This window comes from Pasteurella sp. WM03 (genome assembly GCF_004570945.1).
Classification (GTDB): Bacteria; Pseudomonadota; Gammaproteobacteria; order Enterobacterales; family Pasteurellaceae; genus Rodentibacter.
Window position 1 is genome coordinate 161823 of record NZ_SPPO01000005.1, and the last position, 23194, is coordinate 185016.

Annotated in this window: 21 protein-coding genes, 1 rRNA gene and 1 pseudogene; 9 read left to right on the forward strand and 14 right to left on the reverse strand. The window is 39.5% G+C overall.

Annotated features, from left to right (window positions below):
• Positions 1 to 70: 70 nt before the first annotated feature.
• Positions 71 to 961 (reverse strand): NAD(+) kinase, encoded by an 891-nt coding sequence (locus E4T92_RS06945; protein ID WP_135094007.1) that lies wholly within the window; start codon positions 959 to 961, stop codon positions 71 to 73.
• Positions 962 to 1077: 116 nt separating this feature from the next.
• On the opposite strand from E4T92_RS06945, the gene grpE reads away from it, so the two are divergent.
• The 4 genes and pseudogenes from grpE to E4T92_RS06965 all read left to right on the forward strand — a co-directional run bounded on the left by grpE (position 1078) and on the right by E4T92_RS06965 (position 5975).
• On the forward strand, positions 1078 to 1662 hold the full coding sequence (grpE, locus tag E4T92_RS06950; RefSeq protein WP_077542729.1) for a nucleotide exchange factor GrpE: 585 nt from the start codon (positions 1078 to 1080) through the stop codon (positions 1660 to 1662).
• 277 nt (positions 1663 to 1939) lie between these two features.
• On the forward strand, positions 1940 to 4063 hold the full coding sequence (gene nrdD / locus E4T92_RS06955; RefSeq protein WP_135094008.1) for an anaerobic ribonucleoside-triphosphate reductase: 2124 nt from the start codon (positions 1940 to 1942) through the stop codon (positions 4061 to 4063).
• A gap of 175 nt (positions 4064 to 4238) precedes the next feature.
• Positions 4239 to 5099, forward strand: coding sequence for an acyl-CoA thioesterase II (tesB, locus tag E4T92_RS06960; protein ID WP_135094010.1), 861 nt, complete (start codon positions 4239 to 4241; stop codon positions 5097 to 5099).
• A 17-nt stretch (positions 5100 to 5116) separates the two neighbouring features.
• Positions 5117 to 5975, forward strand: a pseudogene (locus tag E4T92_RS06965) (ferritin-like domain-containing protein).
• 73 nt (positions 5976 to 6048) lie between these two features.
• On the opposite strand, the gene murA reads toward E4T92_RS06965, so the two are convergent.
• The 12 genes from murA to galT form a co-directional block, all read right to left on the reverse strand.
• Positions 6049 to 7329, reverse strand: coding sequence for a UDP-N-acetylglucosamine 1-carboxyvinyltransferase (murA, locus tag E4T92_RS06970; protein ID WP_135094012.1), 1281 nt, complete (start codon positions 7327 to 7329; stop codon positions 6049 to 6051).
• Between the two features lie 18 nt (positions 7330 to 7347).
• Entirely contained in the window at positions 7348 to 7605 is a 258-nt protein-coding gene (locus E4T92_RS06975) for a BolA family protein (protein ID WP_077542724.1), read from the reverse strand.
• 13 nt (positions 7606 to 7618) lie between these two features.
• Positions 7619 to 7954, reverse strand: a complete 336-nt coding sequence (locus tag E4T92_RS06980; protein ID WP_135094013.1) for a lipid asymmetry maintenance protein MlaB — start codon at positions 7952 to 7954, stop codon at positions 7619 to 7621.
• Between the two features lie 3 nt (positions 7955 to 7957).
• Positions 7958 to 8602, reverse strand: a complete 645-nt coding sequence (gene mlaC / locus E4T92_RS06985; RefSeq protein ID WP_194199160.1) for a phospholipid-binding protein MlaC — start codon at positions 8600 to 8602, stop codon at positions 7958 to 7960.
• Positions 8603 to 8629: 27 nt separating this feature from the next.
• On the reverse strand, positions 8630 to 9136 hold the full coding sequence (gene mlaD, locus E4T92_RS06990; RefSeq protein ID WP_077542721.1) for an outer membrane lipid asymmetry maintenance protein MlaD: 507 nt from the start codon (positions 9134 to 9136) through the stop codon (positions 8630 to 8632).
• Positions 9137 to 9148: 12 nt separating this feature from the next.
• Positions 9149 to 9934 (reverse strand): lipid asymmetry maintenance ABC transporter permease subunit MlaE, encoded by a 786-nt coding sequence (gene mlaE, locus E4T92_RS06995; RefSeq protein ID WP_077542720.1) that lies wholly within the window; start codon positions 9932 to 9934, stop codon positions 9149 to 9151.
• Positions 9931 to 10725 (reverse strand): phospholipid ABC transporter ATP-binding protein MlaF, encoded by a 795-nt coding sequence (gene mlaF, locus E4T92_RS07000; RefSeq protein WP_077542719.1) that lies wholly within the window; start codon positions 10723 to 10725, stop codon positions 9931 to 9933. Before mlaF ends, mlaE begins: the two co-directional genes overlap by 4 nt.
• 98 nt (positions 10726 to 10823) lie before the next feature.
• Positions 10824 to 12362 carry an apolipoprotein N-acyltransferase gene (gene lnt / locus E4T92_RS07005; protein WP_135094014.1) on the reverse strand — a complete coding sequence of 513 codons (1539 nt, stop codon included), beginning with the start codon at positions 12360 to 12362 and terminating at the stop codon, positions 10824 to 10826.
• A 64-nt stretch (positions 12363 to 12426) separates the two neighbouring features.
• Positions 12427 to 13323 (reverse strand): CNNM family magnesium/cobalt transport protein CorC, encoded by an 897-nt coding sequence (gene corC / locus E4T92_RS07010; RefSeq protein WP_077542717.1) that lies wholly within the window; start codon positions 13321 to 13323, stop codon positions 12427 to 12429.
• 124 nt (positions 13324 to 13447) lie between these two features.
• Positions 13448 to 14470: a galactose-1-epimerase gene (gene galM, locus E4T92_RS07015; RefSeq protein ID WP_135094016.1), complete on the reverse strand. Its 1023-nt coding sequence runs from the start codon at positions 14468 to 14470 to the stop codon at positions 13448 to 13450.
• Between the two features lie 9 nt (positions 14471 to 14479).
• Entirely contained in the window at positions 14480 to 15637 is a 1158-nt protein-coding gene (galK, locus tag E4T92_RS07020; RefSeq protein WP_135094018.1) for a galactokinase, read from the reverse strand.
• A gap of 34 nt (positions 15638 to 15671) precedes the next feature.
• Positions 15672 to 16718 carry a galactose-1-phosphate uridylyltransferase gene (galT, locus tag E4T92_RS07025; protein WP_135094019.1) on the reverse strand — a complete coding sequence of 349 codons (1047 nt, stop codon included), beginning with the start codon at positions 16716 to 16718 and terminating at the stop codon, positions 15672 to 15674.
• Between the two features lie 221 nt (positions 16719 to 16939).
• Between galT and E4T92_RS07030 the strand changes: the two genes are divergently transcribed.
• The 5 genes from E4T92_RS07030 (at position 16940) to E4T92_RS07050 (ending at position 22410) form a co-directional block, all read left to right on the forward strand.
• A complete protein-coding gene (locus E4T92_RS07030; protein WP_077542710.1) occupies positions 16940 to 17941 on the forward strand; it encodes a substrate-binding domain-containing protein in 1002 nt (333 codons plus the stop codon).
• A gap of 163 nt (positions 17942 to 18104) precedes the next feature.
• Positions 18105 to 19100, forward strand: coding sequence for a galactose/glucose ABC transporter substrate-binding protein MglB (mglB, locus tag E4T92_RS07035; protein ID WP_135094020.1), 996 nt, complete (start codon positions 18105 to 18107; stop codon positions 19098 to 19100).
• 61 nt (positions 19101 to 19161) lie between these two features.
• On the forward strand, positions 19162 to 20682 hold the full coding sequence (gene mglA, locus E4T92_RS07040) for a galactose/methyl galactoside ABC transporter ATP-binding protein MglA (RefSeq protein WP_135094022.1): 1521 nt from the start codon (positions 19162 to 19164) through the stop codon (positions 20680 to 20682).
• A gap of 18 nt (positions 20683 to 20700) precedes the next feature.
• Positions 20701 to 21711: a galactose/methyl galactoside ABC transporter permease MglC gene (mglC, locus tag E4T92_RS07045; protein ID WP_077542713.1), complete on the forward strand. Its 1011-nt coding sequence runs from the start codon at positions 20701 to 20703 to the stop codon at positions 21709 to 21711.
• Positions 21712 to 22116: 405 nt separating this feature from the next.
• A complete protein-coding gene (locus E4T92_RS07050; protein WP_135094024.1) occupies positions 22117 to 22410 on the forward strand; it encodes a hypothetical protein in 294 nt (97 codons plus the stop codon).
• Between the two features lie 488 nt (positions 22411 to 22898).
• Here E4T92_RS07050 and rrf read toward each other — a convergent pair.
• Positions 22899 to 23014 (reverse strand): 5S ribosomal RNA (gene rrf / locus E4T92_RS07055).
• Positions 23015 to 23194: the final 180 nt, after the last annotated feature.

Below are 23194 nucleotides of genomic sequence, written 5' to 3' on the forward strand. Positions count from 1 at the left end.
CCTCATTCACTGTATATTTATCATATTAATACTGATTTAATATACAGTAAAGTGTTTTTTAAGATTTTATTTAGAAATTTTTCAACCAGCCCAATTTGGTACTTAATACATTGTAATAATTGTAATTTTTTAGATGAAGCAAACGTAATCGATGTTTACTTTTTTCAATATGAACTACATCATCAGGCGAAAAATCCAAGGCAATTTGGCTATCGCACCCCACTTCTAACTGAGACGTGTTATGTTCCGCAAAGCGGATAGAAATTTTACTATCACCATCAATGACGAGCGGGCGTGATGAAAGTGTGTGAGGAAACATCGGCACCAGTGCAATCGCATTTAAATTGGGTGTCAAAATAGGCCCACCCGCAGAGAGAGAATAGGCTGTCGAACCTGTTGGGGTTGCAACAATTAATCCATCAGAACGCTGAGAAAAAGCGAATTTATTATTAATATACACGTGGAAATCAATCATATGGGCAATTTTTGCCGGATGAATCACGGCTTCATTGATAGCATTTCCTTTTGCAATAATTTCACCATCCCGCTCAATTTGCGCTTCTAAAAGAAAGCGTTCTTCTACAAAAAATTCGCCTCGTTCCAAGCAGGCTTCTAATTGAGCATAGGCATTTTTAGGGTCAATATCCGTCAAAAAACCAAGATTTCCTCGGTTAATCCCGATAAGAGGAATATTATATTTCGCAAGAATTCTCGCACGGCCGAGCATATTGCCGTCCCCCCCAATGACGATCACAAGCTGTGCTAATTGCCCAATTTCCTCTAATGTCGCCAGTGCTTGTTCAGGTAACTCAAGTTTTTCAGCGACCTCTCTTTCTACTAATACTTGATAACCCCGCTCTGCCAGCCATTGGTAAACATTTTTATGCATTTGCAGATTCACGTCATTACGCGGTTTTCCTGCTAAGCCAATAATTTTAAAAGAATTATGTAGTTCGTTCATCTTATTAATTTAAGCGGAATATCAACCGCACTTGAATTCAAAATTTTCGCCATTATATTACATAGCACCTTAATTTTGCTAAAATACCGCCGATTTTTGAATTAATGGAGAACAAAATGTCTGAACAAGAACAAAAATTTAATGCGAATGAAGAAATTGTTGAAGAAACGCAACAAGAGAATGTTGAGCAAGCACAATCCGATGATCCTTTAGAAGAAGCCATTGCCCGTGTTCAGGAGCTTGAGGAACAACTTAAAGCACAAGTTGAAGAAACCGCTAAAAAAGAGCAAGATCTTTTACTCCGTACCCGTGCAGAAATTGACAATATTCGTCGCCGTACAGAGCAAGACATAGAAAAAGCCCATAAATTTGCCTTAGAAAAATTCTCAAAAGATATTTTAAATACGATTGACAATTTAGAACGAGCACTTGCTACGCCGGCTAACACCGAGGATGAAAGTATAAAGGCGTTATTTGATGGCGTAGAACTCACCTTAAAAGAACTCATTTCAACTGTCGGTCGCTTTGGTGTTGAAGCGGTAGGTGTAGTCGGTGAGGTATTCAACCCTGATTTACACCAAGCTATTTCAATGCAACCGGCTGAAGGATTTGAATCTAACCAAATTACGACAGTTTTACAGAAAGGCTATACTTTAAACGGGCGTGTTATTCGTCCCGCCATGGTGATGGTCGCAGCATAATCTTTGTAACTGAAATAAAAGTGCGGTCGATTTTTCGACCGTTTTTTATTGCTCCGCTGTTCTTATATAAAATCTTGATCAAGATCACAAAAATAACATTTATTTGAGATTAATTCTCATACAAAAAATTCACGTCTCCCCTTTGAAATCAAGGCACTACCCTATTTCCATCCATAAAACAAAATAAAAAAACACTACATATTGTGTGTTGATTATATTATTTTACCTATATATAGTATGCCTCGCATTTTAAACATACTATATCTTGGAGCATACAATGAATAGTTTTAGCGTTATCAAACGCGATGGCTCACGTGCAGACTTTGAAATTCAACGCATTATTCACGCCATCAAAAAAGCCGCAAGTGCGGTCAATATTCATGATGAATTTTATTGTCATCAAATTGGACATGACGTGGGAAATGAAATTTTTACCCATCATCAACAAGAAATCGACATCAATCAAATTCAAAAAATCGTTGAAGATAAATTAATGGCAAGTCGCTATCCTCAAATAGCACGTGCTTATATTGAATATCGCCATGATCGCGATTTAGCCCGTGAAAAACGCAGCAAACTCACCAAGGAGATTGAGGGATTAATTGAGCAAAGCAATGTAGAATTATTAAATGAGAATGCCAACAAGGATGCAAAAGTCATTCCTACCCAACGAGATTTACTCGCCGGTATTGTGGCAAAACATTACGCCAAACATCATATCCTGCCACGTGATGTAGTCGAAGCACACGAAAAAGGAGAAATTCATTATCATGATTTGGACTATGCACCGTTTTTCCCAATGTTCAACTGTATGTTAGTGGATTTAAAAGGCATGCTCTCCCAAGGGTTCAAAATGGGCAATGCCGAAATTGAACCACCCAAATCCATTGGTACGGCAACCGCTGTGACGGCACAAATCATTGCACAAGTTGCCAGCCATATTTACGGTGGCACCACCATTAATCGTATTGATGAAATACTGGCCCCCTATGTACAGTTAAGTTATGAAAAGCATTTAAAAAATGCCCAAGAATGGCAAGTACCGGATGCAGAAGGCTATGCAAAAGCGTTGATTGAAAAAGAATGCTTTGATGCCTTTCAATCTCTAGAGTATGAAGTGAACACCTTACATACCTCAAATGGGCAAACGCCTTTTGTGACCTTTGGATTCGGTCTAGGCACAAGTTGGCAAGCCCGTTTAATTCAACAATCGATTTTAAAAAACCGTATTCGCGGTTTGGGTAAAAACCATAAAACACCGGTTTTTCCAAAACTCGTGTTCACCATTAAAAAAGGGCTTAACCAAGCAAAAGGCGAACCAAATTATGATATTAAACAACTGGCGCTAGAATGTGCCTCTAAACGAATGTATCCGGATATTCTCAATTATGATCAGGTCGTGAAAGTAACAGGCTCTTTTAAAGCCCCTATGGGCTGTCGGAGTTTCTTAGGCGCTTATGAAGAACAGGGTAAGGAAATTCACGATGGGCGTAACAATTTGGGCGTGGTAAGCCTGAATCTACCACGTATCGCTTTAGAATCAAAAAATGAGACAGAATTCTACCGCACTTTAGATGAGCGCCTTGCTATCGCCAAAAAGGCCTTAATGACAAGAATAGCCCGACTTGAAAATACGAAAGTCCGTGTCGCGCCAATTCTTTATATGGAAGGTGCTTGTGGAGTACGTTTAAATGCCGATGATCATGTTGCCCAAATTTTCAAAAATGGACGAGCCTCCATTTCACTCGGTTACATTGGTATTCACGAAACCGTCAATGCTCTTTATCACAAAGGCCATATTTTTGATGATGCACAATTACGTGAAAAAGGAATTGAGATTGTTCGTCATTTGCATCGTGCTGTGAAACAATGGCAACAAGAAACGGGCTATGCTTTCAGCCTCTATTCCACACCGAGTGAAAATTTATGCGACCGTTTCTGCCGTTTGGATACCAAACAATTTGGCATGATTGAAGGTGTCACGGATAAAGGGTACTACACCAACAGCTATCATTTAGATGTAGAAAAGAAAGTCAATCCTTACGATAAATTGGATTTTGAAATGCCTTACCCACCTTTAGCCAGTGGTGGATTTATTTGCTATGGCGAATATCCGAATATCCAACACAACTTAAAAGCACTGGAAGATGTGTGGGATTATAGCTACGATCGCGTGCCTTATTATGGCACTAACACGCCTATTGACGAATGCTACGAATGCGGTTTTACTGGCGAATTTGACTGTACGAGCAAAGGTTTTGTTTGTCCGAAATGCGGTAATCACGACAGCAGTAAAGTATCGGTTACCCGCCGTGTATGCGGCTATCTAGGCAGCCCTGATGCACGCCCTTTTAATGCAGGAAAACAGGAAGAGGTGAAACGTCGAGTGAAACACCTATAACCTGACACTTAATCGCACAAGGCGATTGGAATCATATAAAATTTACAATCGCTTTTTTATTAAGTCGAAAGTCCCTGCCCTGCTCCAAAGGGATTGAAACTCCATCTGTTAACTTTTTGTATTCCCTAAAATCTTCGTTAAAATAACCGCACTTTTATTCAACAGGGAAAGCAAAATGTCAGGAGCGCTTAATCATTTAATTCATCTGCTTAGACTTAAACAAATTGATGATTTGATTTTTCGTGGAGAAAGCCAAGATTTAGGGCTTCGTCAAGTATTTGGCGGGCAAGTGGTGGCACAGGCGCTGTCTGCAGCGATACAGGTTGCGCCGAAAGATCGACTTTTACATTCATGCCATGCCTATTTTCTTGCACCGGGTGATAGTCAATATCCAATTATTTACGATGTGGAAACGCTACGTGAAGGGAGAAACTTTTCAACTCTTAAGGTAAAAGCAGTTCAGCATAACAAGCCTATTTGTCATATCACCACATCCTTCCAAGTATATGAAGAAGGTTTTGATCATCAAAATAAAATGCCAGATGTCGAGTTACCTGAAAAGTTCATTGACGAAAACGCAATGATACAAAAAATGGCATCCTCCCTGCCTGAATCATTAAAAGAGAAATTTATGGCTGAACGTCCTTTTGAGATACGGACAAAATATCTCAATAATCCGTTCAATGGTGTGAAATTACCGGCGGAACAATATTCATGGTTTAGAACACAGGGTAAGGCACCTCTTGATCTTGCCATACAGCAGTGTTTGCTTGCCTATTTTTCTGATTTTCACTGTCTTTTGACCGCACTTCACCCTCATGAGAAAGGTTTTCTACAACAGGGAATGAAAGTAGCGACAATTGATCATAGTATTTGGTTTCATCGCCCATTTGACTTGAATAATTGGCATCTCCATGCAATCGAAAGTAATAACGCTTTTGCTGGACGTGGACTCTCACGAGGGCAAATTTTTTCACAAGAGGGAAAATTAATTGCAACTACACAACAAGAAGGCTTAATCCGTTATCAAAAATAACCGAATTTGAGGCAGTAATGAAAAGAGAATTTTGGCATAAGGTCACTGAAGCCTTGCAAGAAACCAATCCCGGCATTAAATGTACACTTGTTAATCAACTCTATGATGAGATTTTACCGATGATCTCACTCACGGAAATCGATGATTTTCCACAAATCAGCGTTAAACAAAATATTGCTGGATTCCCGGCAAAACCTATTTTAGTCGCACCCAAAGATGTTCCCAAACGTTCTTTTGCCACAAAAGAAGGCTATGCTGCCACCTTGCACGCCATTGCACATATTGAATTTAATGCGATTAATTTGGGCTTAGATGCCGCATGGCGATTCGGGCGAAATGCCCAAGAAGAATTGGGTGAAGGACTGGCTTTTGTGAAAGATTGGTTGCGCGTCGCACGTGAAGAAAGCACGCATTTTAGTTTGATCAATGAACATTTGAAAACATTGGGTTATCAATACGGAGACTTTGAAGCCCATGCCGGTTTATGGGAAATGGCACAGGCTACCGCTCACGATATTTGGGAGAGAATGGCGCTCGTTCCAAGAGTATTAGAAGCCCGTGGTTTAGATGCAACCCCTGTATTACAAGAAAAAAATTGCCCAACGTAAAGACTTCGCTGCCGTTGATATTTTGGATATCATTTTGCAAGATGAGATTGGTCATGTTTATATTGGCAATCATTGGTATCAGGCACTTTCTGAGAAACGCGGATTAGATGCAATGAAATGTTTCACTGAATTGTTGCATAAATATCGCATTGTGATTTTTAAAGGTGTAATTAATACTGATGCACGTATTCAAGCAGGCTTTACCCAATATGAATTAGATTGGATTTATGAGGTGGAGCAAACATTGAAATCTTATATCCAGAAATGAGATCGTATAAAACAAAGGTAAAAAAGCGGCCAAATTTGACCGCTCTTTTCTAACATTTATCTAGAAGAAAACGTTACTCTTCTTCATTTTTTTCTGAAAAGCGTTCAATTCTTGCACCTAAGCAACGTAATTTTTCTTCAATATGTTCGTAGCCACGATCAATATGGTAAATACGATCAACGATGGTTTCACCTGTTGCAATACAACCCGCTAGAACCAAACTAATTGACGCTCGCAAATCTGTTGCCATCACTTCTGCGCCGGAAAGCTGTTCCACACCGTGACATACCGCTGTATTCCCTTCAATTTCAGCCTTACCACCCATACGAATTAATTCCGGGATATGCATAAAACGATTTTCAAAAATTGTCTCGGTGATAATGCTCGTTCCCTGTGCCACCATATTTAATAAGGTGAACTGCGCTTGCATATCCGTTGGAAAACCTGGGTGAGGAGCCGTACGAATATTCACCGCTTTTGGGCGGTTACCGAACATATCTAATGTAATTGTATCTTCCGTGACATCAACTTGAGCGCCAGCCTCACGTAATTTATCAATCACTGCATCTAAGGTATCTGCTTTTGTATTTTTACAAACGACACGTCCGCCTGAAATTGCCCCCGCCACTAAGAACGTCCCGGTTTCAATGCGATCCGGTACGATACTATGCTCACAACCGGTTAAGCGATCCACACCTTCAATCGTAATATGATCCGAACCGGCGCCACTGATTTTTGCACCCATTTTATTGAGGAAGTCCGCCGTATCCACAATCTCAGGTTCACGGGCCGCATTTTCAATCACAGTTTTCCCTTTCGCGAGCGTTGCCGCCATCATGATAGATAAAGTTGCCCCTACGCTGACTTTTTCCATGACAAGACGCGTACCGATTAAACGATCCATAACCTGTGCTTTTACGTAGCCTTCTTCAAGCACAATATCCGCACCCATTTTTTCAAGACCGCTAATATGTAAATCCACGGGACGAGCGCCAATTGAGCAACCTCCCGGTAAGGAAACCTGCCCTTGGTGAAAACGAGCAACGAGAGGGGCAAGCGCCCAAATTGAAGCCCTCATTGTTTTTACTAAATCATAAGGTGCAATAAAATGGTCAATTTTTGATGCGTCCAATAACACAGCCCCGCTTTCATCACGCTCGGCAACCACGCCTAATTTACGTAAAATTTTAAGCGTAGTTTCAATATCCTTGAGTTCCGGTACATTAGTGAGTTTTACCGGCTCTGTCGCTAAAATTGAGGCAAAAAGGATTGGAAGTGCAGCATTTTTAGCACCTGAAATAGTGACGGTACCACTTAAACGGGACTGTCCGCCATAAACACGAAATTTTTCCATGTAAGAAATCCTAATAATTTAACTGAATTGATGTAAAAGACGATCCATTTTCCACTTTTCAGTGGTGTAAGTTTTAATGGTTAAGGCATGAATTTCACCGGTACTAAAGTAGGACATAAGAGGGGCATAAACAGCTTGTTGCTGTTTTAATTTGGATAATGCAGCAATTTCATCACTCACCACAATCACGCCGAAATGCGCATTTTCACCTTGTGCGTACACTTCATCAACATTTAACGATTCTTTTAAAATTCGTTCGATTTCTTTCAGTTCCATTCAGGTTTCCATTTTAATGATATTCAACAAAAGCAGTGAGCCAATCAGATAAATTGGCTAAATCTGCAAGGGTTAATAATTGTTGAGGAGGATTAACTAAGCATACTGTTTTGTTTGGCAATTGTTGACTGGTATATAAGAAATCACAAAGCAAAGCAAAGCCTGCGGAATCAATTCTTGTTATCTCCGTTAAATCCCATTCAATAATTGAGCGATTTAACTTAGCCTCTGATAAAAAAGAAGCACGTTGCCGCCACAAGACTAGCAACGTGTTACGAGATAGCTCCCCAAAAAATCGGAGCGCTATCTTATCATTCTTTTGAACGAAATCCCAATTTAATGTTGTCATGGATTATTTGCTTAATGTAACAGGTTGAGCCGCTGATTTTTGAATTTGAGCCGTTAATGCATCAATACCTTGTTGGCGTAAAATACCGCTCCATTCATTTTGTTTCGTCACTACCATACTTACGCCTTCAGCGACCATATCATAAGCCTGCCATTCCCCTGTTTTGCTATTTTTACGCCATTTAAAATCTAATTTAATCGGCGCTGCACCACCACTTTGAATAATATTTACACGAATACTCACTAAGTTTTTATCCCCCACCTCTTTTGCAGGTTCAATTTGAATATTCTGATTGCTGTATGCCGTCAAAACTTGAGCATAGGCTTGCTCAATAAAATCACCAAAGGCTTTGAAAAATTTTTCACGTTGTTCCGGCGTGGTTGATTTAAAATGCGATCCTAACACTAAGGAACCGGCATAGTTCACTTGTACATAAGGTAATAAATCATTACGTACAATGGTACGGAGATAGTTTGGGTTCTGTTTAATTTTCGTTTGATTGTTTTTAATATCTGCAAACAATTTGTCTGAGGCTTGCTGCATTAAGACATAAGGACTGGTTTCAGCCATTACTGTACGAGTAACAAAAAGTGCGGTCATTGCAAAGGCTAAAATTGCAAACCATTTTCTCAACTGAGTGATTTTCATCATAAATCTCCTAATTAAACATTGTTATTATTTTGCTGCCGGTTCTGCGTTTTCCGCATTTCCTTCAGATTTTTTGTCGCCATAGAGAAACTGACCTATCAGATCTTCCAATACCATAGCTGATTTTGTATCTTGAATCTGGCTACCGTTTTTCAACATGGCGGTCTCACCATCATCAAATCCCATCGTTAATGCGATATATTGCTCTCCCAAAAGCCCTGATGTTTTGATGGATAATGAACTATTTTCCGGAATTTCATTATAGTCTTCATTAATAGCAATATTCACTTTTGGTAAGTAGGTTTTCTCATCCAGTTCAATACTACTTACTCGACCAATCACAACCCCTCCTACTTTTAACGGCGCACGGACTTTTAGTCCGCCAATATTGTCAAAAGTTGCAGTAACCATATAAGATTTATTCTCACCGAAACCTTGCACATTTGCTACACGTAAACCTAAAAATACGAGTGCACCAATGCCAAGCAATAAGAATAATCCGACCCAAAATTCATATTTAACAGTTTGTCGCATAAAAATACCCTTTTAACCTGCCCCAAACATAATGGCAGTTAAGATGAAATCTAATCCGAGTACCACTAACGAAGCGTGTACAACGGTTCGAGTTGTGGCTTGACTAATACCTTCCGAAGTGGGTACACAATCATAGCCGTTAAATAATGCAATCCATACCACCGCAATGGCAAAAAACAGACTTTTAATAAATCCATTGAGAATGTCATAGCTCCAGCTGACAGAATTTTGCATCACAGACCAAAAACTCCCTGCATCTACGCCTTTCCAATCTACGCCCACAAGTGACCCGCCCCAAATACCAATAGCAATAAAAATAACGGAAAGAATCGGCATCGCCATCACGCCCGCCCAAAAACGCGGAGCAATGACCCGACGCAAAGGATCCACGGCCATCATTTCAAGACTTGAAAGCTGCTCGGTCGCTTTCATTAAACCAATTTCTGCCGTTAAAGCCGAACCTGCGCGCCCGGCAAATAAAAGTGCGGTCACAACGGGGCCTAATTCCCGTAAAAGCGATAATGCCACCAACTGTCCAAGACTGGTTTCAGCGGAAAAATCCACGAGCACCACGTAACCTTGTAACCCTAATACCATTCCGATAAACAAACCGGAAAGAAGGATAATCAGCAAAGATTGTACGCCCAAAACGTGTAGCTGTTTAATCAAAAGTGGAAAATGTTGGCGAATTTGAGGTTTCCCCACCAACGCTCCAAACAGCATTAAACCGGCACGCCCTAAAGCACGAAAAAAACGGATAACCTTACGTCCAAGAGAAGAAATCGTTTCAATCATCATTGGAATAACGCCTCCACATAATTGCTAGCCGGATAATGAAATTTCACCGGTCCGTCAGCTTCACCTTTTAAAAACTGCAATACTTGCGGATCTTGGCTTTCGAGTAATTGTGCTGAAGTCCCTTCTGCAATGACCTGCTTATCGGCAATAATATAGGCGTAATCTGCAATACTTAATACTTCTTGTACATCATGTGAAACCACAATTGATGTCAAATTAAGCGCTTCATTTAACCGTTTAATTAAACTGACAATAACCCCCATACTAATCGGATCTTGTCCTGTAAAAGGTTCATCAAACATAATCAAGTCGGGATCCAACGCAATGGCTCTCGCCAATGCTGCACGGCGTGCCATACCACCGGAAAGTTCAGAAGGCATTAATTGTGCAGCACCGCGCAATCCAACCGCTTCTAATTTCATCAATACAATTTGACGAATTAACGTTTCCGGCAAACGTGTGTGTTCACGAATAGGGAACGCAACATTATCAAAGGTAGAAATATCGGTAAAAAGTGCACCGGATTGAAACAACATTCCCATGCGTTTACGTAGTTCATACAATTCACGATTAGAAAGACGACAAATATTTTTACCATCAAACCAAATTTCGCCTTTCTCAGGCTGCAACTGCCCACCAATTAATTTTAGCAAGGTTGTTTTTCCGATTCCTGACGGCCCCATAATTGCCGTAATTTTTCCCTTTTGGACTTTTAAATTCAGGTTATCGTAAATCACCCGTTCGCCTCGCTTAAAGGTGAGGTTTTTTACTTCAATTAGATTTTGACTCATTAAAATCTCATTCTTTTAGGCGGAATGGAATTATCACCCCACCAATACTATTCAATCGGTGATGAGCAAGCCCATCAAATAAAGTGCGGTCGTTTTGACTATTGTTTTTCTGAAAGGTTCATACGGCGACGAATAAACATCATCAGACCACGTAACATTAAAAACAACAACGACAAACCATAAAGCGGCATATTCCCCAACACTGAATAAGGTGTTTTGCCTTCAGTCGGTGCAATTGTATAGGTTAAAGTGGTTTCGACAAATTGTGGCGCTTGTGCCAAAACCTCACCCATTGCCCCAATAAACACTGAAATCCCTGTATTAGTTGCACGAATTAAAGGTTTACCTAATTCCAACGCTCTCATTCTCGCCATTTGTAGATGTTGCCAAGGGCCAATAGAATCACCAAACCAAGCATCATTAGAAATCGTCAGTAAATAATCCGTGTCCTTTTTGACGTTTTGACGCACTTGCTCACCAAAAATAATTTCATAACAAATTGCCGGTGAAAATGCGCGTTGCTTTGCCATAAAAGAAGGCTGTATTGCCTCACCACGTTGAAAAGCAGACATAGGTAAGTTAAACACGGAATTTAGCGGGCGCAACCACGTTTCCAGAGGAACATATTCACCAAAGGGAACTAAATGATGCTTACTATACCGATTATTTGTGGACAATCGGTAAGGAAAATCCGGATTACCTGCGCTAACAATAGAGTTAAGCAATTTACCCGATTCAATATCTTGATATACCGTGCCAATCATAATCTCCGTCTTCTTTTCTTGTGCCAGCCGATCAAGACTTTCAAAAAATGGGACAATATGATTTTCCAAAGTCGGCAGCGCTGATTCAGGTAACACAATAAGATCGCTTTTGCCTAAATTTTCTGCGATTAATTTTTGATAGATTTCTAAGGTTGAATAGAAATACGCCGGATCCCACTTGAGATTTTGCTCAATATTACCTTGAGCAAGAGTGATCGTCAGTGCTTTATCCTCAACAGATTTTACAAAAGTGATATTTTTCGTATAAGTAGCTAAACCACCAACAACAGCAAGCTGTAGAACATTGACTACTAACAATTTGATATTTTTTTCTTTCAATACCGCAAAAGTACCATTAAAAATGACCGCACTTGCCCATAAGGTAAAGAAAGTTAGCCCATCCACACCGAATATTGGTGCAATACCTGCAAATGGACTATCTATTTGAGTGTAACCAAATTGTAACCAAGGAAAGCCGGTGAAGACCCATCCCCGTAAAAATTCTGTGAATGTCCAAATTACCGCAAAAATAACGGCACTTTTAACCTTAAAACGTTGAACAAGATAGGTGAAAAGCATCGGGTAAAGAGCAAGATAGGCTGAAAGCAATCCTACAAGGAAATAACTCACCCCAAGCGATGCGCCGCCAAACTGATGAATACTGACATTCAACCAACTGACACCAAAACAGAAAAAGCCCATCGCCCATAAGAAAGTACCTAAAAGTGCGGTAGATTTTTTCGGTGTTTTGGCGACATAAAGTAACCCAAATAAGGATACATACGCCATTCCCCAATAATCAAAAGGGGAAAAGGCGAAAACACCGATAACACCGGAAAAAACGGCAATGAAATAAGTCAATAAATTTTTCATTTTATTTCAATATCACAAAAATCCCCCTCAATACCAAGGGGGAAAACAATTTTACCAAAAGGCACTACTCTGTTTGTTCTTCTGTCGTTGTCATATCCGACAAGTGCTCATCCGGCACAGTGACACGTAACTGAATTAAACGGCGGCTATCTGCAGAAGTCACTTTGAATTGTAAATTACCTAAAACAATTTCCTCACCACGTTTTGGTAAATAGCCAAAGGCTTGCATGACAAGCCCCCCAATGGTATCCACTTCTTCATCATCAAAATGTGTATTAAATTGTTCATTAAAATCATCAATATCAGTCAATGCACGCACTGCATAGGCATGGCGGGAAAGTTGACGAATATCTGCAATTTCTTCTTCGTCAAATTCATCTTCAATATCGCCCACAATTTGCTCTAAAATATCTTCAATCGTCACTAAACCGGACACCGCACCAAATTCATCCACCACAATCGCCATATGGAAACGTTCTGAACGGAAATCCTTTAGCATGCGATCGACACGTTTACTTTCCGGCACGATCACCGCTGGTCGAAGAAGCTTCTCTATATCAAATTGTTCCGCATCTTCACGCAAGAATTTGAGTAAATCTTTAGCATGTAAAATCCCTGCGATATTGTCCCGATCATCCGCATCGGCAATCACAGGAAAACGGGAATGAGCAGAATCAATAATGGTATTCAAGCAAGCATTCAAATCTTGTTCATCTTTAATAAAGATAATTTGAGAACGGGGGATCATAATGTCACGCACACGAAGTTCTGCAATTTCCATTACGCCTTCAATCATTTCACGCGTATTTTGATCGATTAAATCGTTTTGCTCGGAATCACGGATGACCTCCACAAGATCTTCGCGATTTTTTAATTCGCCTTGAAAAAAGCGTCCAAATAAAGATTGGAAAAAAGATTTTTTAGAATTTTCCGATTGAATTAAATGTTGTCCGTCACTCATATTGTTTTGTTTTGAAAGTCCAAACTAGCGCGGAAAAGTACCACATTTCGACTGATTTCGCAAAATAAAGCACATGAAAAATAAAGTGCGGTAAAAAAATTCGCTATTTTTACCGCACTTTATTTTACAGAAACTTAAACTCCGTCCATTGATAATATCGCTCATTGGCTTTCTGAATGCCCCCATAATTTTGCCACTCGGGGTGATTCGGGGTATCCGGTAAACACTGGGTCTCTAATGCGATACCTGAAAAATCAGCGTATTTTCCGTGACCTCGAGTTGGCGTACCGGCAAGATAATTTCCGGTATAAACTTGCAATGCTGCCTGAGAAGTTCGTACTTCAAGAGTTAAATCGCCATTTGGGGAAGTCAGCAAAACGCAAGGTTTCTGCCATGCTTTATTCACAATAAAAGAATGATCATAACCTTTAGTCACCTGTTGATCGCCTTGTAAGAAGTCTTGCTTGATCAATTTTATCGTACGAAAATCAAAGCTTGTTCCTACCACGTGTTTAAGGGGAGAATTTGGAATCCCTTCTCTATCTACCGGTAAATAAAAATCCGCATTCAGCCGTAAAGTGTGTTCACGAACGTCCGAGCCTTGTTCTGCATTTTCTAAATTAAAATAGGCATGATTCGTGAGATTCAATGCCGTATCTTTGTCGCTGATACCTTCATATTCAATTTTCACAACATTATCTGCTGTCAACGTATAGGTCACCGTAACCGCAACATTCCCGGGGAAACCTTGATCTCTATCTGGTGAATGAAGTGAAAAACAAACTGAATTTTCACCGCACTTTTGAATTTCCCAACGGCGTTTATCAAAGCCTTCCCCCCCATGAAGTTGATGTTTTCCCTGATTTTCAGCAAGTCGGACTATTTCTCCATTTAATTCAAATTGAGCATTTGCAATACGATTCGCATAGCGTCCCACGCTTGCCCCCAAATAGGCTTGTTGAATCGGGTAATCTTCAATCTTGCAACCCAATAAGACTTCCCGCAATACCCCTTTCACAGGGACTTGGCAAGAAAGCCAAGTCGCCCCCCAGTCCATCAATTTAATACACATTCCGTTTTCATTTTGTAAAGAAATGAGCTGATATGGCTTTCCATCGGGTGCAGTGAATGTTGTATTTTCTAACATGGTTTCCTCTTAAATCACATGTACACCTTGAGATGCCGTGCACACATAAAATGTTTCTTTTAATCCGGTGGTTTTTTCATAATTATCGGCAATTATTTGGCGTACCGCATCGACTTTATCTTGTGGAGCAAGGGCAACAATACAGCCACCAAAACCACCTCCCGTCATCCTTGCCCCGCCATTTTTACCAATCACAAGCTGAGCTAATTCAACTAAATAATCAATTTGTGGCACGGTAATTTCAAAATCATCACGCATTGAATCATGAGATTGCCCCATTAATTCACCTAATCGGATTAAATCATTATGCGCTAAGGCAGCCACCGCATCCAACACACGTTGGTTTTCCGTTACAACATGACGTGCTCGTTTGGCTACAAGAGGATCAAGTGCGGTCAATTCTACTTCTCTTTCTTTGAACCTTTCCACAGACACATCACGTAAGGCTTTTACACCGAAAAATTCAGCCGCACGTTCACATTGTTGACGGCGAGTGTTATATTCCCCCGTCACCAAATCATGCAGTACATTAGAGTTAACAATAATCACCGCAATATCTTGTGGCATCGGAGTGGGCTTCGTTTCAAGACTGCGACAATCAATCATTAATAGATGATCTTGCTGCCCTAATGCGGAAATAAGTTGATCCATATTGCCACAATTTGCGCCAACAAATTGGTTTTCAGCCTTTTGCCCAATCAATGCAATCTCTGTGTTTGAGAGAGGTAAATCCGCAAGTTGTTGGCAAAATTTCCCGACTGCCACTTCCAGTGCAGCCGATGAGCTTAAACCTGATGAAAGTGGCACATTGCCTGAAATCACCAAATTTGCACCTTGTCTGAAATCCGGGCAATGTTCTTGAATAAATTTCACGACACCACGCACGTAATTCGCCCACTTATGCCCACTTTTTTCAATCACTTCATTAAGAGAAAATTCATCGCTTTCGTTTAAATCTGACGCATAAACCAGCCAAATGTGGTCATCCCTTGTTGTTCCGGTAATGGCTGTACCGAAATTAATTGCACAGGGCATCACAAAACCGTCATTATAATCGGTATGCTCACCGATGATATTCACTCGTCCCGGTGCATAAACCGTGAGTGAAGGTTGAGTATGGAATTTTTGAGTAAAAATATGCTGTGATTGTTGGATTGGATCAGTCATGTTTTATATCCTTTCATCTTTATCTATTTGCTGTCTAACGTTCTTTATAATGAATCTCACTTAACACCCGTAATCGCTCTGCAGCCTGCTCTGCTGTCAAATCTCGCTGACTTTCAGCAAGCATTTCATACCCCACCATAAATTTACGCACCGTGGCAGATCGTAGCAATGGCGGATAAAAATGTGCATGAAGCTGCCAATGTTCATTTTCTTCGCCATTAAACGGGGCGGCGTGAAATCCCATTGAATAAGGGAAGGATGTTTCAAATAAATTATCGTACTTCGTTGTCAATTTTTTCAAGATGATTGCTAAATCTTTCGATTGCGCCTCATTTAATTCAGTTAAGCGTTTCACATGAGTTTTAGGAAGTAACAACGTCTCAAAAGGCCAAGCTGCCCAATAAGGCACAAGTGCTACCCAATATTCAGTCTCTATAACAATGCGTTCTCTTAATGCCAACTCACGCTTCACATAGTCCACTAACATCACAATGCCGTGTTTTTGCCAATAATCACGCTGAGTACGATCTTCACGGGTCACTTCATTGGGTAAAAAACTGTTTGCCCAAATTTGTCCGTGGGGGTGTGGGTTAGAACAGCCCATTGTTTCACCTTTATTTTCAAAAATCTGAACCCATTGATATTTTTTCCCTAGCTCTTGAAGCTGTGCTTGCCACACTTTAATGACTTCTTCAATTTCAAGTGCGGTCAATAATGGTAAAGTTTTACTGTGATCCGGTGAAAAACAAATAACTCGGCTTTCGCCACGGGCTTGAGAACTCTGAAAAAGAGGATCATGAGATTTTTCCGGTGCCGGCGTATCCTCTAAGAGAGCTGAAAAATCATTTTTGAACACATAGGGTTGATGGTAATCCGGATTAAATTCGCCTGAGATCCGTTTATTACGTGGACAAAGATAACAGCTTGAATCATAACGAGGTTTCTGCTCTTCATTAACCTTTTCTTGCTGGCCTTGCCACGGTCGTTTTGCCCGATGTGGCGAAATCAAAATCCATTGATCAATAAGAGGATTATAACGACGATGCGGATGATCCGTCGGTTCAAACAAAGCCTCACTCATACTTTGACTCCTTTATCATTTATATTTGTAAGCGATTACATTTATTACTTTCCTAAGATACCTAAATTATTTAAAACAAACCGTGATCTATATCACAAAATCAAAATTCAAGTGCGGTATTTTGTGATCTCCATTGCAAAATCAAAAAGTAACCGTTTTCAAATTTACAAGAAATTATTATGATGCTTTTATCGTAAGATAAATCATCGAGAGGGTTGATTATGAGTACTATTCATGATGTTGCAGAACTGGCAAAGGTGTCTGTCGCAACAGTATCCCGCGTGTTAAATCATCACCCTTCAGTCAGCCAAAAAGCGCGCCTTGCCGTACAGGATGCGATCTCTCAATTAAACTACCAACCGAATGCTAATGCACAAGCTCTTGCCGTACAAAATACCGATACCATCGGTGTTGTCGTCACAGATGTCACAGATGCTTTTTTTGCTATCTTAGTGAAAGCCGTCGATAAAGTTGCCGAAAAACACCACAAAACGATTTTAATTGGTATCGGTTACCATCACGCAGAAAAAGAACGTGAAGCTATTAATACTCTGTTAAGAAAACGCTGTAGTTGTTTGGTCGTTCACTCAAAAGCACTTTCCGATGAAGAGCTTACCGACTATCTCAATAATGTGAAAGGTATGGTCATTATTAACCGTGTTATTAAGGGATATGAGAATCGTTGTATCAGTTTAGATAATCAAAAAGGCACTTATCTTGCAACAGAAATGTTGATTCGCCATGGCCATAAAAAAATTGCTTATATTGGCTCAAATCACGCCATTTTTGATGAAGTTGAACGTCGAAATGGCTATCTTGAAGCATTAAAAACACATCATTATCCTATTGTCGAACATGCCATCACACATAATTCACCTGATTTTGAGGGTGGAGAGCAAGCAATGATTGATTTACTCAGTTATAACAAGGACTTAACCGCCGTTATTGCCTACAATGACTCCATGGCTGCAGGGGCAATTTCAGTACTAAATGAAAATAATATCAAGGTACCAAATCAATTTTCTATTATTGGATTTGATGATATGCCGATTGCTCGTTATTTAATTCCCAAACTTACAACTATTCGCTATCCTATTGATTTAATGGCAACCTATGCTGCAAATCTTGCACTAAGTTTAGTTGATCAAAAAATCGATCCTCCCCCGGCAATTCAATTTAATCCGACATTAGTACGTCGCTTTTCTGTGGAAACAATAAGTTAAAATGTGATGAGCATCACAAATTTCAATATTATTTTGTAATCGTTTTCATTTATGTGAGTTTGATCACAGACTAAGGATAATTTGTTAAGTATGATTTTTACGAGTTGTAGAAGTAAACAACCTATATTTTGTTCACATCAACCTTCCAAATTAGGAGTGTTTTATGAAAAAAACAGCAGTATTAAGTGCAATCACTTTAGCAATCGGTTTAAGTGCCGCAACAGTTGGCTATTCCGCAGATAACCGTATTGGTGTCACGATTTATAAATATGATGACAACTTTATGTCATTAATGCGTAAAGAAATTAGCAAAGAAGCACAAACACTAAAAGGCATTGAACTATTAATGAATGACTCACAAAATGCCCAATCCATCCAAAATGATCAAGTTGATGTATTACTTTCTAAAGGTGTGAAAGCGCTTGCAATTAACTTAGTTGACCCAGCCGCTGCGCCTACAATTATAGGTAAAGCGAAACCAGAAAATGTTCCTGTCGTATTCTTTAATAAGGATCCCGGTGCGAAGGCAATCGGTAGCTATGAACAAGCATACTATGTAGGAACTGATCCAAAAGAATCAGGCATTATCCAAGGAGACTTAATCGCAAAACAATGGAAGGCGATGCCTGAACTTGATCTAAATAAGGATGGAAAAATTCAATTTGTATTGTTAAAAGGTGAGCCAGGTCACCCTGATGCAGAAGCCCGGACAAAATATGTTGTTGAGCAACTGAATAAAGTTGGAATCCAAACCGAGCAGCTATTCATTGATACGGGTATGTGGGATGCCGCAATGGCAAAAGATAAAGTTGATGCTTGGTTATCCGGTCCAAAAGCCAATAGCATTGAGGTGATTATTTCTAATAATGATGGTATGGCATTAGGCGCATTGGAGGCGACAAAAGCACATGGTAAAAAATTACCAATTTTTGGTGTAGATGCTCTGCCTGAAGCCCTACAACTGATTAAAAAAGGGGAACTTGCCGGCACAGTATTAAATGATGGTGTAAACCAAGGAAAAGCAATTGTCCAGTTAACAAACAATCTTGCACAAGGTAAACCGGCAACTGAAGGTACCAAGTGGGAATTAAAAGATCATGTTGTACGTATTCCTTATGTGGGAATAGATAAAGATAATCTAGATGAATTCTTGAAATAATTACTAATGATATAACCTTAGGGGAAGTGTGCTGTCTTCCCCGTTTTTAAATGAGGTTGATATGACGACTCAAAATTTAAGTCAAGACAATCAAGTTCTGCTCACTATGACGAATGTCTGCAAGTCCTTTCCAGGTGTAAAAGCCTTAGACAATGCAAATCTAACCGTGCGTTCACATTCTGTTCATGCGTTAATGGGGGAAAATGGTGCAGGAAAGTCCACATTATTAAAATGCTTATTTGGTATTTATGCCAAAGATGAGGGGGAAATTCTTTTCCTAGGGAAACCTATTAATTTCAAAACCTCAAAAGAGGCTCTCGAAAATGGCATTTCAATGGTGCATCAAGAGCTTAATCTTGTCCGCCAAACCAGTGTAATGGACAATTTATGGCTTGGACGTTATCCACTAAAAGGCCCATTCGTAGATCACACGAAAATGTACAATGACACCAAAGCGATCTTTGATGAATTAGACATTGATGTTGATCCTAGAGAAAAAGTTGCCAAACTTTCTGTCTCCCAAATGCAGATGATTGAAATCGCAAAAGCCTTTTCTTACGATGCCAAAATCGTAATTATGGATGAACCAACGTCTTCCCTTTCTGAAAAAGAGGTGGAACATCTATTTAAAATTATTCAAAAACTAAAAGATCGCGGGTGTGGAATCATTTACATTTCTCACAAAATGGATGAAATTTTCAAAATTTGTGATGAAATTACTATTTTACGTGATGGGAAATGGATTAACACTGTCTCTGTAAAAAATTCAACTATGGAACAAATTGTTTCTATGATGGTAGGACGTGAGCTCACACAGCGTTTTCCAGAAAGGACAAATGTGCCAAAAGAGGTCGTACTAAAAGTTGAAAATTTAACTGCATTAAATCAACCCTCTATTCAAGATGTTTCTTTTGAACTACGTAAAGGTGAAATTTTAGGTATTGCGGGCTTAGTTGGTGCAAAACGTACAGATATTGTAGAGGCAATTTTTGGGGTGCGTGAACTCAGAAGCGGAACCATCAAACTTCACGATAAAATTGTGAAAAATCGAACCGCACTTGAAGCAATTAATAACGGTTTCGCACTTGTCACCGAAGAGCGTCGCTCTACTGGTATCTATTCAAATTTAAGTATTGAATTTAATTCTTTGATTTCAAATATGAAATCTTACCTTACCCCTTGGAAGTTACTGAGTAATAAAAAAATGCGTAGTGATACTCAATGGGTTATTGATTCAATGAATGTGAAAACGCCTTCACATAAAACAACTATAGGTTCACTTTCCGGGGGTAACCAGCAAAAAGTTATTATTGGACGTTGGCTACTGACTCAACCGGAAATTTTGATGCTTGATGAACCAACTCGTGGTATTGATATCGGTGCTAAATTTGAAATTTATCAACTGATTCAAGAACTTGCCAAAAAGGACAAAGGTATCATCATGATATCTTCTGAAATGCCAGAATTACTCGGCGCAACCGATCGTATTCTCGTTATGAGCAATGGTAAAGTTGCAGGTATTGTGGAAACCGCAAAAACGTCTCAAGAAGAAATTTTGCAATTGGCAGCAAAATATTTATAACGACAAAAGGAACGAATTATGAGTGCCTTAGAAAAAAATAAATCCTTTGATTTCTTAAAACAAAATGCGATCTATTTTGTACTGTTGATTTTACTCGGTATTATCATTGCACAAGATCCAACATTCTTAAATTTAATGAATTTCAGTAATATTCTGACTCAATCCTCTGTTCGTCTCATCATCGCACTGGGTGTAGCAGGCTTATTAGTTACTCAAGGTACAGACTTATCTGCTGGTCGTCAGGTTGGTTTAGCCGCTGTTATTTCTGCAACCCTACTACAATCTATGGAAAATATGAATCGGGTTTTTCCTGATTTAGGCGAAATACCGATTCCCGTAGTGATCCTTACCGTTTGTGCTGTAGGCGCTGTAATTGGCTTAGTCAATGGTTTAGTTATTGCTTACTTAAATGTTACGCCATTTATTGCAACAATGGGGACAATGATCATCGTGTATGGTTTCAATTCTCTTTATTACGATGCGGTAGGCGGTTCACCGATTGCCGGTTTTAATGAAAATTTCTCCGCCTTTGCCCAAGGTTTTTTTCGATTAGGAAGCTTCAAGTTATCGTATATCACTATTTATGCAGCGATTGCTTCATTTTTAGTATGGGTGATGTGGAATAAAACCCGCTTCGGTAAAAATATCTTTGCAATCGGTGGTAACCCTGAAGCCGCAAGAGTCTCCGGAGTAAACGTTGCTCGTAACCTTGTCGTTATCTATATCATTGCAGGTATGTTCTACGCCTTCGGTGGGATGTTAGAAGCTGGCCGTATCGGTTCTGCAACGAATAATCTAGGCTTTATGTATGAATTGGATGCAATTGCTGCCTGTGTAGTAGGTGGCGTATCATTCGCTGGCGGTGTAGGCACTGTACTTGGAGTGGTGACGGGTGTGATAATTTTCACTGTTATCAATTACGGATTAACCTATATCGGTGTCAATCCTTATTGGCAATATATTATCAAGGGAAGTATTATCATCTTGGCTGTCGCAATTGACTCTCTAAAATACGCGAAGAAAAAATAGTAGATAATGTAAACTCACTTTCAATTACAGGACTATGTTTCACATAGTCCTTTTTGTTTTACTACGTTCAGCCGTCAGAGCCTAGATGTAGTCTTTATAAGAACAGTCTAAAAAGATAAAAAAGTGTGCTCAGATCAATTTTTATCGTCTTTTCCCTATCTAAATTGACCAAGATGATTATCAGTTTAGTTGAGGAAGATGATCAAACGGGCAAAGTGAAATTTTGTTGAAATGATAGAGGTTATTTTATCTACTGTACTAAGTGTTAAAAACAAATTTTAATTTGAAAACCCAAAGACACTTTTTTATAAGTGCATTGCTTATTTTTATATCTAAAAAAAGAGGTAAGATACTTATGAATTCTCAAGAAATTCAGAGACTTATAGACTTTGAACAACAAATACAATGGCGATGGAGTTGTGGCGACCCAACTGCTTATATATAGACGCATTGGCTGAAGATGTAATCTACGTTGATCCACTAGCCAAACATTTTTTGATTGGGCGTGAAGCCGTTCGCGAGCATTTCAATAATATCAACAGTGGTAAAGCAACGGGTATTACCCGTCAAGAATACCATAATGAAATCGCACGACCACTTAGCGAAAATGAAGTTTTACTGAGCTTTGGCTTTAACACTTATAAACAGACGAAGAAAGCATATTTTTATCGTGGAATCGCTTATTTTCCACAAGTTTGATGGCAAATAGCTAATGACTCACGGGCATTTATCTCTACGAAATGCCTTTAATTTAGACAGCATCCCTAAGCTACGACAACTCTGGAATAGTCATAAAGTCTAAGGTAAACCACCTTTAAAGCAAATAAATGCCATCTGAATTCAGATGGTATTTTAACCTCAATAATTTGACTTTCCTCTATTTCAAACAGGTGAAGTCTGAATATAGTTCAGACTATACCAATCACAACGCTGCATCGGCTCTTTAAATTAAGCCATAATTTGGGAAAGATTAATACAAGATGTTTTTTTCTATCTAATATTGGAGATTAAAGTGCGGTCGATTTCAATGAGGTTTTTAAGATTGATTAAAATCGCTGTTTATAAGACTGAGTTAAAATCTAGGTTAGCCTTCTCTTCTGATTATCCCAACAAGCAGGACATTTTGGAGCGTATCCTGTAAAAAAAATCCCCAAGCTCATCAACTCGGGGATTTATGGAAAATAAATACCTGGCGGTGCCCTACTCTCACATGGGGATACCCCACACTACCATCGGCATTACAGCGTTTCACTTCTGAGTTCGGTATGGATTCAGGTGGGACCACCGCACTCTCGCCGCCAGGATAATTCTTTAATAACTCAAATTGCCTATTTCTTACTTTTCTTTATTTTCGTTTGTTCTCTCGGTCACAAGCTGATTACTGTATGATTTTATTCGTTGTATTTCACACTAGCCACTCAAAAACACTTGAGCGTTGTATAGTTAAGCCTCTCGGGCAATTAGTATGGGTTAGCTCAATATC

Coding starts and splice junctions, on each gene's coding strand:
- E4T92_RS06945 (WP_135094007.1), bottom strand. CDS start 961: ATGAACGAACTACATAATTCTTTTAAAATTATTGGCTTAGCAGGAAAA.
- grpE (WP_077542729.1), top strand. CDS start 1,078: ATGTCTGAACAAGAACAAAAATTTAATGCGAATGAAGAAATTGTTGAA.
- nrdD (WP_135094008.1), top strand. CDS start 1,940: ATGAATAGTTTTAGCGTTATCAAACGCGATGGCTCACGTGCAGACTTT.
- tesB (WP_135094010.1), top strand. CDS start 4,239: ATGTCAGGAGCGCTTAATCATTTAATTCATCTGCTTAGACTTAAACAA.
- murA (WP_135094012.1), bottom strand. CDS start 7,329: ATGGAAAAATTTCGTGTTTATGGCGGACAGTCCCGTTTAAGTGGTACC.
- E4T92_RS06975 (WP_077542724.1), bottom strand. CDS start 7,605: ATGGAACTGAAAGAAATCGAACGAATTTTAAAAGAATCGTTAAATGTT.
- E4T92_RS06980 (WP_135094013.1), bottom strand. CDS start 7,954: ATGACAACATTAAATTGGGATTTCGTTCAAAAGAATGATAAGATAGCG.
- mlaC (WP_194199160.1), bottom strand. CDS start 8,602: ATGAAAATCACTCAGTTGAGAAAATGGTTTGCAATTTTAGCCTTTGCA.
- mlaD (WP_077542721.1), bottom strand. CDS start 9,136: ATGCGACAAACTGTTAAATATGAATTTTGGGTCGGATTATTCTTATTG.
- mlaE (WP_077542720.1), bottom strand. CDS start 9,934: ATGATGATTGAAACGATTTCTTCTCTTGGACGTAAGGTTATCCGTTTT.
- mlaF (WP_077542719.1), bottom strand. CDS start 10,725: ATGAGTCAAAATCTAATTGAAGTAAAAAACCTCACCTTTAAGCGAGGC.
- lnt (WP_135094014.1), bottom strand. CDS start 12,362: ATGAAAAATTTATTGACTTATTTCATTGCCGTTTTTTCCGGTGTTATC.
- corC (WP_077542717.1), bottom strand. CDS start 13,323: ATGAGTGACGGACAACATTTAATTCAATCGGAAAATTCTAAAAAATCT.
- galM (WP_135094016.1), bottom strand. CDS start 14,470: ATGTTAGAAAATACAACATTCACTGCACCCGATGGAAAGCCATATCAG.
- galK (WP_135094018.1), bottom strand. CDS start 15,637: ATGACTGATCCAATCCAACAATCACAGCATATTTTTACTCAAAAATTC.
- galT (WP_135094019.1), bottom strand. CDS start 16,718: ATGAGTGAGGCTTTGTTTGAACCGACGGATCATCCGCATCGTCGTTAT.
- E4T92_RS07030 (WP_077542710.1), top strand. CDS start 16,940: ATGAGTACTATTCATGATGTTGCAGAACTGGCAAAGGTGTCTGTCGCA.
- mglB (WP_135094020.1), top strand. CDS start 18,105: ATGAAAAAAACAGCAGTATTAAGTGCAATCACTTTAGCAATCGGTTTA.
- mglA (WP_135094022.1), top strand. CDS start 19,162: ATGACGACTCAAAATTTAAGTCAAGACAATCAAGTTCTGCTCACTATG.
- mglC (WP_077542713.1), top strand. CDS start 20,701: ATGAGTGCCTTAGAAAAAAATAAATCCTTTGATTTCTTAAAACAAAAT.
- E4T92_RS07050 (WP_135094024.1), top strand. CDS start 22,117: ATGGCGATGGAGTTGTGGCGACCCAACTGCTTATATATAGACGCATTG.